13 protein-coding genes are annotated in these 14,021 nt (G+C 72.9%); 5 read left to right on the plus strand and 8 right to left on the minus strand.

All coding sequences use genetic code 11. From position 1 onward, the window contains the following. Positions 1-2: 2 nt before the first annotated feature. Genes IE118_RS15555 through IE118_RS15590 form a run of 8 tightly spaced genes read right to left on the minus strand, consistent with a single transcriptional unit; the run spans position 3 to position 7,081 of the window. Positions 3-1,997, minus strand: coding sequence for an NADH-quinone oxidoreductase subunit 5 family protein (locus tag IE118_RS15555; protein WP_189558465.1), 1,995 nt, complete (start codon positions 1,995-1,997; stop codon positions 3-5). After that, complete coding sequence (nuoK, locus tag IE118_RS15560) at positions 1,994-2,401, minus strand: NADH-quinone oxidoreductase subunit NuoK (RefSeq protein WP_189558466.1); 408 nt, start codon at positions 2,399-2,401, stop codon at positions 1,994-1,996. Before nuoK ends, IE118_RS15555 begins: the two co-directional genes overlap by 4 nt. Beyond that, positions 2,401-3,060 carry an NADH-quinone oxidoreductase subunit J family protein gene (locus IE118_RS15565; RefSeq protein WP_189558467.1) on the minus strand — a complete coding sequence of 220 codons (660 nt, stop codon included), beginning with the start codon at positions 3,058-3,060 and terminating at the stop codon, positions 2,401-2,403. The genes nuoK and IE118_RS15565 overlap by 1 nt, the downstream gene beginning before the upstream one ends. Beyond that, complete coding sequence (locus IE118_RS15570) at positions 3,057-3,629, minus strand: NuoI/complex I 23 kDa subunit family protein (RefSeq protein WP_189558468.1); 573 nt, start codon at positions 3,627-3,629, stop codon at positions 3,057-3,059. The genes IE118_RS15565 and IE118_RS15570 overlap by 4 nt, the downstream gene beginning before the upstream one ends. Beyond that, complete coding sequence (locus IE118_RS15575; protein ID WP_189558469.1) at positions 3,626-4,600, minus strand: complex I subunit 1/NuoH family protein; 975 nt, start codon at positions 4,598-4,600, stop codon at positions 3,626-3,628. Before IE118_RS15575 ends, IE118_RS15570 begins: the two co-directional genes overlap by 4 nt. Next, positions 4,597-6,030: an NADH-quinone oxidoreductase subunit C gene (locus tag IE118_RS15580; protein WP_189558470.1), complete on the minus strand. Its 1,434-nt coding sequence runs from the start codon at positions 6,028-6,030 to the stop codon at positions 4,597-4,599. Before IE118_RS15580 ends, IE118_RS15575 begins: the two co-directional genes overlap by 4 nt. Further along, positions 6,027-6,698, minus strand: coding sequence for an NADH-quinone oxidoreductase subunit B (locus tag IE118_RS15585; protein WP_189558471.1), 672 nt, complete (start codon positions 6,696-6,698; stop codon positions 6,027-6,029). The genes IE118_RS15580 and IE118_RS15585 overlap by 4 nt, the downstream gene beginning before the upstream one ends. Continuing rightward, entirely contained in the window at positions 6,689-7,081 is a 393-nt protein-coding gene (locus IE118_RS15590) for an NADH-quinone oxidoreductase subunit A (RefSeq protein WP_189558472.1), read from the minus strand. Before IE118_RS15590 ends, IE118_RS15585 begins: the two co-directional genes overlap by 10 nt. 169 nt (positions 7,082-7,250) lie before the next feature. Between IE118_RS15590 and IE118_RS15595 the strand changes: the two genes are divergently transcribed. From IE118_RS15595 to IE118_RS15615, 5 genes are all read left to right on the plus strand, one after another. Next, positions 7,251-8,507 carry a sensor histidine kinase gene (locus IE118_RS15595; protein ID WP_189558473.1) on the plus strand — a complete coding sequence of 419 codons (1,257 nt, stop codon included), beginning with the start codon at positions 7,251-7,253 and terminating at the stop codon, positions 8,505-8,507. A gap of 110 nt (positions 8,508-8,617) precedes the next feature. Further along, positions 8,618-9,982, plus strand: a complete 1,365-nt coding sequence (locus IE118_RS15600) for a sensor histidine kinase (RefSeq protein ID WP_189558474.1) — start codon at positions 8,618-8,620, stop codon at positions 9,980-9,982. 242 nt (positions 9,983-10,224) lie between these two features. Then, positions 10,225-10,884, plus strand: a complete 660-nt coding sequence (locus IE118_RS15605; RefSeq protein ID WP_306430380.1) for a response regulator transcription factor — start codon at positions 10,225-10,227, stop codon at positions 10,882-10,884. 154 nt (positions 10,885-11,038) lie between these two features. Beyond that, complete coding sequence (locus IE118_RS15610) at positions 11,039-12,970, plus strand: 2-oxoacid:acceptor oxidoreductase subunit alpha (RefSeq protein WP_189558476.1); 1,932 nt, start codon at positions 11,039-11,041, stop codon at positions 12,968-12,970. Next, positions 12,963-14,021, plus strand: a complete 1,059-nt coding sequence (locus IE118_RS15615) for a 2-oxoacid:ferredoxin oxidoreductase subunit beta (protein ID WP_189558477.1) — start codon at positions 12,963-12,965, stop codon at positions 14,019-14,021. The genes IE118_RS15610 and IE118_RS15615 overlap by 8 nt, the downstream gene beginning before the upstream one ends.

The raw sequence follows: 14,021 nt of genomic DNA on the forward strand, positions 1-14,021 counted from the left end.
GCTCACGCTCCCGTGGCGGCGAGGACGACGGCGACCGTGAGGACGACGGTGCCGGCGAGCAGCGCGCTCACATAGGTCTGCAGATTGCCGGTCTGGGCCCGTCGTACGGCTGCGCCGAGCCAGCGGGGCAGTGTGCCCGCGCCGCGGACGTAGGTCTCGACGACCTCGCGGTCGAGGAACCTGACCAGGCGCGCGCCGGCCCGGACCGGGCGGACGAAGAGCGCCGTGTACAGGGCGTCCAGGTGGAAGCCGGCGGCCGCGGGCCGGTGCAGCGGGCCGAGCAGCAGCCGTCCGGGGTCCGACGGGTCGGAGGCGTACGCGATGTCGCCGTAGGCCGGTTCGTGGCTGGCGATGGCCTCCGCCTCGACCCGCCCGGCGTCGCCACCGGGGTGGGCGGCGACGGCGCCGAGGGGGATGCGGGCGGCGTGCGCGGTGGTGTGCCGCCAGGCGGCGTAGGTGACGATGCCGCCGACCAGCGCGACGCCCGTGCCGAGTACAGAGGTGGTCAGGGTCGGGGTCAGGTCGTGGCCGTCGAACCAGTCGGGCAGCACGCGGAAGGCGAGGCCGCCGAGCGCGAGGGACGGGACGGCGAGCACCCACAGCACCACGGTCATCGAGAGCGGCTGCCTGCCGTGGTCGGGGGCCTCCGGTCCGTCACCGCGGAACGCCAGGAGCCACAGGCGGGTCGCGTACGCGGCGGTGAGCACGGCCGTGACCAGGCCGGCGAGGAGGACGATCCAGCCCGCGGCGGCGGGAGCGTTCCCGGTGTGGCCGGTGACGACGTGCTCGGCGGCCCCGAGGACGGTCTCCTTGGAGAAGAAACCGCTGAACGGCGGGATCGCGGCGAGCGCGAGGAGTGCCACGGTCGTCGTCCAGTAGGCGTCGGGGACGCGGTCGCGCAGATGGCCCATACGGGACATGGCGGCCAGCGAGTTGGTGCCGGCGGCGTGGATGATCACACCGGCGGCGAGGAACAGCAGCGCCTTGAAGGCGCCGTGGGACAGGAGGTGGAAGACGGCGGCGCCGCGGTCGGCGACGGCGAGGGCGCCGGTCATGTAGCCGAGCTGACCGATCGTCGAGTAGGCGAGGACGCGTTTGATGTCGTCCTGGGCGAGCGCGGCGAGCGCCGAGCCGGTCATGGTCACGGCGGCCATGACGGCGAGGACGGTCATCGCGGCCCGGGAGGCCTCGAAGAGCGGGAGGAGGCGGGCGACGAAGTAGACACCGGCGGCGACCATGGTCGCGGCGTGGATGAGCGCGGAGACGGGGGTGGGGCCCGCCATCGCGTCGGGGAGCCAGGTGTGCAGGGGGAACTGCGCCGACTTGCCGGCCACGCCCGCCAGGAGCAGCAGGGCGATGAGCGTGGGGTGTTCGATGCCGCCGTTCCCGACGGCGCCGAGGATCCGGGTGATGCGGAACGACCCGGCTTCGGTGGCCAGGGCGAACAGGCCGATGAGGAAGGGGACGTCGCCGAGCTTGGTGACCAGGAAGGCCTTGAGGGAGGCCGCGCGGGCCTCGGGGGTCTCCCAGTAGTGGCCGACGAGGAAGTAGGAGCAGATGCCCATGACTTCCCAGCCGACCAGCAGCACCATCAGGTCGCCGGTGTAGACGACCAGGAGCATCGCGGAGGTGAACAGGGAGACGAGGGCGGCGTAGGAGGGGTAGCGCGGGTCGTCGCGCAGGTAGCCGGTCGAGTAGATCTGCACGCAGGTGGCGACGACGGTGACCAGTACGGCGGTCAGCGCGGCGAAACCGTCGACGTGCAGGGCGAGTTCGACGGGGACGGAACCGGTCGGGGTGAGCTCGGTGGCGGCGTCCACCGGACCGCCGCCGCCCTGGCGGGCGGCGACCGCGGCGGCGAGCCCGAGCGAGGCGAGGGCCGGCAGGACGGCCAGCGGGCGGACGAAGCCGGGGGCGGTGCGGCCCAGGAGCAGTCCGGCGATCGCGCCGAGGAAGGGGAGGAGGGGGACGAGGACGGCGAGGGTGGTCGTGGTCACGCGGTGGCCTCGGCCTTCTCGGTGGCCGACCGGGGCGCGGAGGCCGCACCGCCGGACGCGTCGCCGTCGGGACCGTCGGGTTCGTGGCCCTCGGCCGTGTCGCGGAGCCGGTCGATGTCCGAGGTGCCGCGGTTGCGGTGGACGGCGAGGACGATCGCCAGGCCGATGCCGATCTCGGCGGCGGCGATGGCGATGGTGAACAGGGCCAGGGCCTGGCCGGAGTGCAGGGTCTCCTCGGCGGCCCGGCTGAGCCAGACGTCGAAGGCGACCAGGTTCAGGTTGACGGCGTTGAGCATCAGCTCGACCGACATCAGGACGAGGATCGCGTTGCGGCGGGCGAGGACGCCGTACAGGCCGGTGCAGAAGAGGAGGGCGGACAGTACGGCGGGATAGGCGAGGTGCATCAGCGGGTCCCTTCCGTCTCGCGCCGGGTGGGCCCGGGCCCCGGGGTGCCGGGGGTGGGGGCGGTGGCCGCCGCCCGTTCGGCCTTGGCCTTGCGGGAGAGGACGATCGCGCCGACGAGGGCGGCGAGAAGGAGGACGGAGAGGGCCTCGAAGGGGAGGACCCAGTGCTGGAAGAGACTCGCGCCGGTCACCTCGGTCGAGCCGGCGGGCGCGCCGTCCAGGTCGATCCAGGTGGTCCGGAAGGCGTCGACGACCACCCAGACCAGGGCGGCCGCGGCGGTGACGGCCACGCCGAGGGCGACCCAGCGGTTGCCGGAGTCGGCGTCGGGTGAGCGGCCGATGGGGGCCCGGGTGAGCATGAGCCCGAACAGGAGGAGGACGACGACGGAGCCGACGTAGATGAGGACCTGCACCCAGGCGATGAACTCGGCGGTGAGCAGGAGGTATTCGACGGCGAGGCCGCCGAGGGCCACCACCAGCCACAGGGCGGCGTGCACCAGTTGCCGGGTGGTGACGGTGACGACGGCGGCCCCCAGGGTGACCAGGCCGACGAGGAGGAAGGCGATCTCCACCCCGGTCGGGGAGAGGAAGCCGTGCGTCTCGGCGGCGGTGGTGGTCGTGGCGTGCGCGGCCGTTGCCGCGGCTGCGGCGAGGGTCACGACTCCTCCAGCGGTTCGGCCTGGGCGGCGGCGAGTTTGTCGGCGGTCTTGCGGGCGGCGGCGACTTCCTTGGGTTCCTCGGCGCCGGGGTCGAGCGCGGGCGGGGCCGGGACCGTCCACATCCACTCGCGGAGCTTGTCGCGTTCGTGGGTGAGGTCGCGGATGTCGGTCTCGGCGTATTCGAACTCGGGAGACCAGAAGAGGGCGTCGAAGGGGCAGACCTCGATGCAGATGCCGCAGTACATGCACAGGGCGAAGTCGATGGCGAAGCGGTCGAGGACGTTGCGGCTGCGCTCGCGGCCGCCGGGGGCCGCGGCCGGCACCGTCTCCTTGTGCGAGTCGATGTAGATGCACCAGTCCGGGCACTCACGGGCGCACAGCATGCAGACCGTGCAGTTCTCCTCGAACAGGCCGATCACTCCGCGGGTGCGGGGCGGGAGGCCGGGCTGGGTGTCCGGGTACTGGGCGGTGACGGATTTCTTCGTCATCGTCCGCAGGGTGACGGCCAGGCCCTTGGCCAGGCCCGAGCCGGGGATGCGGGGCCGCTTGGGCGGGAGGGGCTCGGTCATGGCTGGGAGATCACCACCTTGACGATGCCGGTGAGGGCGATCTGGGCGAGGGAGAGGGGCACGAGGAGGGTCCAGGAGAACTTCTGCAGCTGGTCCTCGCGCAGGCGGGGGTAGGTGACGCGGAGCCAGATGACGACGAAGGCGAGCACCGCGGCCTTCAGCAGGGTCCAGACCCAGCCGAGTCCGTCGGCGCCCCAGGGGCCGTGCCAGCCGCCCAGGAAGAGGACGGTGGTCAGGCCGCACAGCACGACGATCCCGGCGTACTCGGCGAGGAGGAAGAGGGCGAAGCGCAGACCGGTGTACTCCGTGTACGCGCCGAAGATGATCTCCGAGTCGGCGACCGGCATGTCGAAGGGGGGCCGCTGGAGTTCGGCGAGACCGGCGATGAAGAACACGAGCGCGCCGGTGATCTGCCAGGGCACCCACCACCACTCGAAGGCGTCGAGGATGCCGACGAGGGAGACGGTGCCGGCCGCCATCGCCACCGAGGCGGCGGTGAGCAGCATCGGCAGTTCGTAGGCGAGGAGCTGGGCGGCGGTGCGCAGGCCGCCGAGGAGGGAGAACTTGTTGGCGGAGGCCCAGCCGGCCATCAGCGAGCCGAGGACACCGACGCCCATGACGGCGAGGACGAAGAACACGCCCGCGTCGATCACCTGGCCGACCGCGCCCTCGCCCGGGCCGATCGGGATGGCGAGCAGCACGAGGAGGTAGGGCAGGAGGGCCACGGCGGGGGCGAGCTGGAAGATGCGGCGGTCCGCGCCGGCCGGGACCACGTCCTCCTTCTGCGCGAACTTCACGCCGTCGGCGACGAGCTGGGCCCAGCCGTGGAATCCGCCGGCGTACATCGGGCCGAGACGGCCCTGCATGTGGGCCATCACCTTGTGCTCGGTCTGACCCACGATCAGGGGGAAGGTGAGGAAGACGACGAACACGACCAGGAGTCGCAGGGCGACGTCGAGCACGTCGTTCACCGCGGGCCTCCTGCGGGGTCTTCGGGAGTGGTGGTACCGGTTCCGTCTCCGGTCCCGGCTTGGGTCTCGGGCTCGGCTCCGGGCTCCGCGGCCGGCTCGGCTCCGGGCTCCGCGGCCGGCTCGGCTCCGGGCTCCGCGGCCGGCTCGGCTCCGGGTTCGGTGCCCGGCTCGGCGTCCGGCTCCGCTCCGGGCTTCGCGTCCGGCTCCGCTCCGGGCCTGGCGGCGGGCTCCGATGTCGGTTCCGTCGCCGGTTCCGTCGTCGGTTCCGTGAAGGCCGGGCGGGCGTGGTGCCAGGGGGCGTCCGGGCTGCGCGGGGCGGCGGGCGGACTGTCGTCCGGCCGGCCGGTCCCGGTGGGCGTGGGGCCAGGGGTGGGCCCGTCGTCCGCCGGCGAGGTCTCCTCCGGCACCGCGCGTTGGCTCGCGGACCCCTCGGACGCGCTGCGCGCCCGGCGGGGGCCGTCTCCGGCGGCAGACGGAGCGGGGCGCTGCGACGCCGACCCCTCACTCGCACTCCGCGCACGTCGGGCGGGAGGGGCGGCCTGCTCCGGGCGTTCCTGCGCCGTCCGGCCGGCGGGGCCTTCGGACGCGGAACGGTTGCGGCGCGGCGCGACCGGGGACTCCGGCGCGGCAGCCTGGCTCGCGGAACCCTCCGCCGCCGAACGCGCCCGGCGTGGCGCGACCGGCGGCCGGTCCCCGCCGTCACCGGCACCGGCACCGGCGCCCGCAGCGGCACCCGCGTCCGCGCCCGTCTGGCTCGCCGAGCCCTCCGAGGCCGTGCGGGTGCGGCGGGGCGGGCGTTCGCCGGGGGGCCGGCCCGCGGCGGTGGCCGCGCGGCGGGCGGGGCGGGCGGGGGCGGGCGGGAGCTGGCCCTTGAGGGGACCCCACTCGTTGGGGTCGGGGACGCCCGGCGGCAGCATCTGGCGCCGCTTGGCGCCACCGTGCTCGGACTCCCCCGGTTCCTTGGCGCCGGGCCAGGCCTTGGCGACCCGGGCCGCGAGGACGAAGTCCTTGCGCAGCGGGTGGCCCTCGAAGGTGTCCGGCAGGAGGAGGTGGTCCAGTCCCGGGTGGCCGGTGAAGCCGACGCCGAACATCTCGTGCGTCTCCCGCTCGTGCCAGGCGGCGCCGGCGTAGACGCCGACGGCGGAGGGCAGGACCGGGGCCTCGTGCGGCACCGTGGTGCGCAGCAGCAGCCGCCGTACCGGGGACAGGGCGGCGACGTGGGCCGTGACGCGGAAGCCCGTGCCGGGTTCGTCGACCGCGCTCAGCCAGTCGAAGAAGGTGCAGCCGAGACGGTCGCGGGCGGTCTCCAGCGCGGTGGTCCAGGAGGCGGGCGGGACGTCGACGGTGAGGACGCCGTACGACTCCTCCGCCGTCGCCCCGGTACCGAAGAGTTCCTCGGTGCCGGCGGGGAGCCAGCCGGTCGCGGTCATCGGCCCTCCCTCTCACCGGCCGGCGGCGCGGGCGGCCGGACCAGGCCGCTCTGCAGCGCCGCCGCGGACGGGCGTGCGCCGCCGCCGGAGCCGTACCGCTCCCCCAGCGACTCGCGGGCGATCCTCTCCTGGAGCTTGAGGATGCCCTGGAGCAGCGCTTCCGGGCGGGGCGGGCAGCCGGGGACGTAGACGTCGACCGGGATGATCTGGTCGACGCCCTTGGTGACGGAGTAGGAGTCCCAGTACGGCCCGCCGCAGTTGCTGCACGCGCCGAAGGAGATGACGTACTTGGGCTCCGGCATCTGCTCGAACAGGCGCTTCACCGCGGGTGCCATCTTGTCGGTGACCGTGCCGGAGACGACCATCAGGTCGGCCTGGCGCGGTCCCGGCGCGAAGGGGATGACGCCGAGGCGGATGAAGTCGTGCCGGGCCATGGAGGCGGCGATGAACTCGATCGCGCAGCAGGCCAGGCCGAAGTTGAAGACCCAGAGCGAGTAGCGGCGGCCCCAGTTGAGGACCACTTTCATCGGTTCGGGTGCCAGCCGGGCGAGGGCGCCCAGCCGCCGGGGCTCCGGGAGCAGGACCGGCTCGGGGGCGGCGGGGTCCCCGGGGGCGGCCGTGCCCTCGGGGGCGGCGGGGTTCTCGGCGGCGGCAGGGTTCACGTCCATGTCAGGACGCCCTTCTTGTATGCGTACAGCAGGCCCACGGCGAGGAAGCCGAGGAAGATGAACATCTCCACCAGGGTCGTCGCGCCGTAGCCCTCGGCCGCGAAGACGGTGGCCCAGGGGAAGAGGAAGATCGAGTCGACGGCGAAGATCACGTAGAGGAAGGCGTACACGTAGTAGCGGACCTGGGTGTGGGCCCAGCCCTCGCCGACGGGGTCGACTCCGCACTCGTACGTCATGAGCTTCTCGGGGGTGGGGACCACCGGCCGCAGCAGGCGGCCCGCCCCGAAGGCCACGGCGACGAACAGCAGGCCGACGACGGCGAGCAGTCCGACGACCGAGTAGGACTGGAAGTAGTCCGCCGCGACGACGGTCGTTTCCCGCACGTCCGCCCCTCACTGCCTCGGAGATCTGTACGCACGGGAGTCTAGGCCCTGATAAAGCCACCGTAAGCGGCCCGTCACCACTCGGGACACCCGGGGTGGGGTTTTCCTCAGGGTGCCCCGGCGGTCCGCCTGATGGCGCGGGCCCCCCTGCCCCCGGCAGGCTGAGCGCATGACCGAACCCTTCCCGCCCGCGGGCACGCCCGTGACGGCGGTTCCCGCGCCGGCCGGCCCCGGCGACCGTCCGCCGCCGGCCCGTTTCGCCTTCGACGCGCACACCTGGAAGGAGATCGTCCACCTGCTGACGAACCTCCCGGTGTCGCTGATCGGCTTCACCTACACGGTGACCGTGCTGTTCACCGGTGTCGGGCTGACCGTGACGGTGATCGGGCTGCCGCTGCTGGCCACCGGGCTGATGGGTGCGCGGGGGCTGGGCCGGCTGGAGCGCGCCCGGGCCAGGAGGCTGCTCGGGGTGCGGGTGGAGGAGCCGAGCCGGCTGCCGCGGTCGGCCGGCGGCTTCTGGCCGCGGCTGTGGATGGTGCTGAAGGACCCGGTGAGCTGGCGCACGGTGCTGTACGAGCTGATACGGCTGCCGTGGGGGGTGCTCACCTTCGCCGTGACGCTGACCGGGCTGTTCGTGCTGTGGCCGGTGTTGCCGTTCGTCGTGCGGGCCCTGGCCGACGGGGACCGGGCGATGGTGCGCGGACTGCTGTCGCCCTCCGACGAGCTGGAGCGGCGCATCGCGGAGCTGGAGTCCGACCGGGGCGTGGTGGTGGACACGGCGGCGGCGGACCTGCGGCGCATCGAGCGCGACCTGCACGACGGGGCGCAGGCCCGGCTGGTGAATCTGGCGATGGGGCTGGGCCTGGCCAAGGAGAAGCTGCTGGAGGACCCCGACGCGGCGGCGTCGATGGTGGACGAGGCGCACGGCGAGGTGAAGCTGGCCCTCCAGGAGCTGCGGGACCTGGCCCGGGGCATCCACCCGGCGGTGCTGACCGACCGCGGCCTGGACGCCGCCCTGTCCTCGGTCGCCTCGCGCTGCACGGTGCCGGTGAAGGTGACGGTCGACCTGGACGAACGCCCGGCGGCCGCCATCGAGGGCATCGCCTACTTCACCGTCTCGGAGCTGCTGCAGAACGTCAGCAAGCACAGCGGGGCCCGGTCGGCCGCGGTCGACGCGTGGCTGTCGGAGGGGCGGCTGTTCCTCCAGGTGTGGGACGACGGGCGCGGCGGTGCCCGGCTGGAGGGCGGGACCGGCATGCGGGGCCTGGCCGACCGGCTGGACGCGGTGGACGGCCTGTTCGTCGTGGACTCGCCGGAGGGCGGTCCGACGACGGTGACGGCGGAGCTGCCGTGGCGGGACCGTGCCGGTGTCCCGGCCGGGCAGCCGCGCACGGCGAAGCGGGCGTCCGCCCGCCGCCGACGGTAGGGAAAACCCCCCGTCCAAGACTGCGACGGACTCCATGGTCCGTCGACCTGCGGCGGAGGAGTCTGGGGATACGACGGCACAGCCTCCGGACGAGACGAAGGACGACACCGATGGCCACGGAGTACGGACAGGGCTACGGGCTCCCCGCGGAGCCCGGACATCCCGGTGACGCCGAGGGACGACGGCACCGGCTGCCGGCCGCGCTGCGGGCGCCGGTCGAGGGACGCACCTGGCGCGAGCTGGTGTACGTCCTGCTGAGCCTGCCGGTCAGCATCCTGCTGTTCACCTACGCGGTCACGATGGTGTCGCTGGGGGCGGGCCTGCTGGTGACGTTCCTCGGTGTGCCGGTGCTGGCGGCGGCGCTCGCCGGCTGCCGCGGGTTCGGGTCGGTGGAGCGGGCCCGGGCGCGCGGGCTGCTGGACCTAAAGGTGGGTGAGCCGGAGCCGCTGCGGGCGAAGGGGCAGGGGCTGATGGCCTGGGTCGGTGCCGTGCTCAAGAGCGGTGCCTCCTGGCGGGCCCTGCTGTACGCGGTGCTGCAGCTGCCGTGGTCGGTCTTCTCCTTCGTCGTCACCGTGACGCTCTGGTCGGTGGGCTGGGGCCTGGTGACGTACCCGCTGTGGTTCTGGGTGCTGCCGGCGTACGGCGGACAGGCGGGCATACAGCTGTACGGCGACGAGCAGCGCCAGATCTACCTGGACAACCCGTTCGAGATCGCGGTGACCGCGGGGGTGGGTCTGCTGGTCACGCTCGCCACACCGTGGATCGTGCGGGCGCTGACGACGGTGGACCGGGTGATGGTGCACGGGCTGCTCGGGCCGTCCCGGCTGGCCACCCGGGTGGTGGAGCTGGAGTCCGACCGCGGGGTCGTGGTGGACACGGCGGCGGCGGACCTGCGGCGCATCGAGCGCGACCTGCACGACGGGGCGCAGGCCCGGCTGGTGGCGCTGGCGATGGATCTGGGCCTGGCGAAGGAGAAGCTGCGGGAGGACCCGCAGGTCGCGGCGCGGATGGTGGACGAGGCGCACGGCGAGGTGAAGACGGCGCTGCAGGAGCTGCGGGACCTGGCCCGGGGCATCCACCCGGCGGTGCTGACCGACCGCGGCCTGGACGCCGCCCTCTCCTCGGTCGCCTCGCGCTGCACGGTCCCGGTGCAGGTGGAGGTGGACCTGACGGAGCGGCCCGCGCCGGCCATCGAGGGCATCGCCTACTTCACCGCCTCGGAGCTGCTGCAGAACATCAGCAAGCACTCGCGGGCGACCTGGGCCGCGCTGGAGGTGTGGCGCGCGGAGAACCGGCTGATGCTCCAGGTGGTGGACAACGGGGTGGGCGGCGCCGACACCTCCGGGGGTTCCGGGCTCGCGGGTCTGGCGGAGCGGCTGGACGCGGTGGACGGGATCCTGGTGGTGGACTCCCCGCCCGGAGGCCCGACCCGGGTGACCGCCGAACTGCCGTGGCGCGCGGAGCGGTCCCGGTGATCCCGTCCCGCTGAGACGCGGGCCGAGACCGGCGGGTGCGGACCTGAGGGTCCGCACCCGCCGGGCCGTGTGCCGCCGCCGTCGGGCCCGGCGGGGGGAACGCGTCCCGCCGGCGCCGCGGTCGCGTCGCCCCGGCCCGTCCCCGGCCGGAAGCTGGAATGCTGGACCTGTCGACCGGGCCCGCCAGGAGGGCGGGCCCGGAAACAGGTGTGTGGGGGCCGAGGAACGTGGAGGACATCAGGGTGCGGGTGGTCATCGCCGAGGATTCGGTGCTGCTGCGGGAGGGTCTGACGCGGCTGCTGACGGACCGCGGACTGGAGGTCGTGGCCGGTGTCGGCGACGGGGAGGCGCTGATCAAGACCGTCGCCGAGCTGGACGGGCAGGACCTGCTGCCGGACGTCGTGGTGGCGGACGTGCGGATGCCGCCGACGCACACGGACGAGGGCGTGCGGGCCGCCGTGCAGCTCCGCAAGTCGCATCCGGACATCGGGGTGCTGGTGCTGTCGCAGTACGTGGAGGAGCGCTACGCCACGGAGCTGCTGGCCGGTTCCAGCCGGGGCGTCGGCTATCTGCTGAAGGACCGGGTGGCCGAGGTGCGCGAGTTCGTGGACGCGGTGGTGCGGGTGGCCGGGGGCGGTACGGCGCTGGACCCGGAGGTCGTGGCGCAGCTGCTGGGGCGCAGCCGCAAGCAGGACGTGCTGGCCGGGCTCACCCCGCGCGAGCGGGAGGTGCTGGGCCTGATGGCGGAGGGCCGGACCAACTCGGCGATCGCCCGGCAGCTGGTGGTCAGCGACGGCGCGGTGGAGAAGCACGTCAGCAACATCTTCCTGAAGCTGGGGCTGTCCCCGAGCGACGGTGACCACCGGCGGGTCCTGGCCGTGCTCACCTACCTCAACTCCTGAGGGGAGGACCCCGAGGTCGCGGGCGGGGGCACCGCGACCTCGTGTCCAAGATGCGAATGACCCGGGGAAGGCGACCCTCACGGACGTAGGGTTTATGCGGGGAAGGCCTGCGGGAAGGCCGTCCCGGACAGCCGCCTCGAGGAGGTCCAGTTCAGTGACCAGCCAGGTCAGCAGCACTGCGGAGCAGGCCGACGGATCAGTCGTAGGAGAGCAGCGCAAGGCGGCGGGCGCGAAGGACGTCCGCCGGCTCGACCGTGTGATCATCAGGTTCGCGGGGGACTCCGGTGACGGGATGCAGCTCACCGGTGACCGCTTCACCTCGGAGACCGCGTCCTTCGGCAACGACCTTTCCACACTGCCGAACTTCCCGGCCGAGATCCGGGCCCCCGCCGGCACCCTGCCGGGTGTCTCGTCCTTCCAGCTCCATTTCGCCGACCACGACATCCTCACCCCCGGTGACGCCCCCAACGTGCTGGTGGCGATGAACCCGGCCGCGCTCAAGGCCAACATCGGCGACCTGCCGCGCGGTGCGGAGATCATCGTCAACACGGACGAGTTCACCAAGCGGGCGATGCAGAAGGTCGGCTACGACAGCAGCCCCCTGGAGGACGGCTCGCTGGACGGGTACCACCTGCACCCGGTGCCGCTGACCACGCTGACCGTGGAGGCGCTGAAGGAGTTCGACCTCACGCGGAAGGAGGCCGAGCGCAGCAAGAACATGTTCGCGCTCGGCCTGCTGAGCTGGATGTACCACCGGCCCACGGAGGGTACGGAGAAGTTCCTGCGGACGAAGTTCGCGAAGAAGCCCGACATCGCGGCCGCCAACATCGCGGCCTACCGGGCCGGCTGGAACTTCGGCGAGACCACCGAGGACTTCGCCGTGTCCTACGAGGTGGCCCCGGCGGCGAAGGCGTTCCCGCCCGGTGTCTACCGCAACATCTCGGGGAACCTGGCCCTGTCCTACGGGCTGGTCGCCGCGGCCCGGCAGGCGGACCTGCCGCTGTTCCTGGGCTCGTACCCGATCACTCCGGCCTCGGACATCCTGCACGAGCTGAGCCGGCACAAGAACTTCGGTGTGCGGACCTTCCAGGCGGAGGACGAGATCGCCGGGATCGGGGCGGCGCTGGGGGCGGCCTTCGGGGGTTCGCTCGCGGTGACGACGACGTCCGGTCCGGGGGTCGCGCTGAAGTCGGAGACGATCGGTCTCGCGGTGTCGCTGGAGCTGCCGCTGCTGATCGTGGACATCCAGCGCGGCGGCCCGTCGACGGGACTGCCGACCAAGACCGAGCAGGCGGACCTGCTCCAGGCGATGTACGGGCGCAACGGTGAGGCGCCGGTCCCGGTGGTCGCCCCGCGCACCCCGGCCGACTGCTTCGACGCCGCCCTGGAGGCGGCCCGGATCGCCCTGGCCTACCGCACCCCCGTGTTCCTCCTGTCCGACGGCTACCTGGCGAACGGTTCGGAGCCGTGGCGGATCCCCGACCCGGAGGAGCTGCCCGACCTGAGGGTGCAGTTCGCGCAGGGCCCCAACCACGCCCTGGACGACGGCACCGAGGTGTTCTGGCCGTACAAACGGGACCCGGGGACCCTGGCCCGGCCCTGGGCGATCCCGGGCACGCCGGGTCTCGAACACCGCATCGGCGGGATCGAGAAGCAGGACGGCACGGGCAACATCTCCTACGACCCGGCCAACCACGACTTCATGGTCCGCACCCGGCAGGCGAAGATCGACGGCATCGACGTGCCGGAGCTGGAGGTCGACGACCCGGACGGGACCGCGCGGCTCCTGGTGCTCGGCTGGGGTTCCACGTACGGGCCCGTCACGGCGGCGGTGCGCCGGCTGCGGAACGCCGGGGAGTCCGTCGCGCAGGCGCACCTGCGGCACCTGAACCCCTTCCCGCGCAACCTCGGCGCGGTCCTCGGACGGTACGACAAGGTGATGGTCCCGGAGATGAACCTGGGGCAGCTCGCCACGCTCGTCCGGGCGAAGTACCTGGTCGACGCCCGCTCGTACACGCAGGTCAACGGCATGCCGTTCAAGGCGGAGCAGCTCGCCACGGCGCTGAAGGAGGCCATCGATGACTGACGCCGACACGCTGCTCCAGCTCGTCCCCAAGGCCGAGGGCAAGCAGTCCATGAAGGACTTCAAGTCCGACCAGGAGGTGCGCTGGTGCCCCGGCTGCGGTGACTACGCGGTGCTCGCCGCCGTGCAGGGTTTCATGCCGCAGCTCGGCCTGGCGAAGGAGAACATCGTCTTCGTCTCGGGCATCGGCTGCTCCTCCCGCTTCCCGTACTACATGAACACCTACGGGATGCACTCCATCCACGGCCGGGCGCCGGCCATCGCGACCGGGCTCGCGGCCTCCCGCCGTGACCTGAGCGTGTGGGTGGTGACGGGTGACGGCGACGCGCTGTCCATCGGCGGCAACCACCTCATCCACGCGCTGCGCCGCAACGTCAACCTGAAGATCCTGCTGTTCAACAACCGGATCTACGGTCTGACCAAGGGCCAGTACTCCCCCACCTCGGAGGTCGGCAAGATCACCAAGTCGACGCCGATGGGCTCGCTCGACGCGCCCTTCAACCCGGTGTCGCTGGCGATCGGCGCGGAGGCGACGTTCGTGGCCCGCACGGTGGACTCGGACCGCAAGCACCTCACCGAGGTGCTGCGCCAGGCGGCCGACCACCCGGGCACGGCGCTGGTGGAGATCTACCAGAACTGCAACATCTTCAACGACGGCGCCTTCGAGGTCCTCAAGGACCGTCAGCAGGCGGAGGAGGCCGTGATCCGCCTGGAGCACGGGAAGCCGATCCGCTTCGGCGCCGACGACGCCAAGGGTGTCGTGCGCGACCGGCGGACCGGTGACCTGCGGGTGGTCACGGTGACGCCGGAGAACGAGGCGGAGGTGCTGGTCCACGACGCCCGCTCCGCGTCCCCGACCACCGCGTTCGCCCTGTCCCGGCTCGCGGACCCGAACACCCTGCACAACACCCCGATCGGCGTCTTCCGCTCCGTCGACCGGCCGGTCTACGACACCCTCATGGCCGACCAGCTCGACGCCGCCGTCGAACAGAACGGCAAGGGCGACCTGGCCGCGCTGCTGGCCGGCGGCGACACCTGGACCGTCGTGGGCTGA

The organism is Streptomyces pilosus (genome assembly GCF_014649835.1).
GTDB lineage: Bacteria > Actinomycetota > Actinomycetes > Streptomycetales > Streptomycetaceae > Streptomyces > Streptomyces pilosus.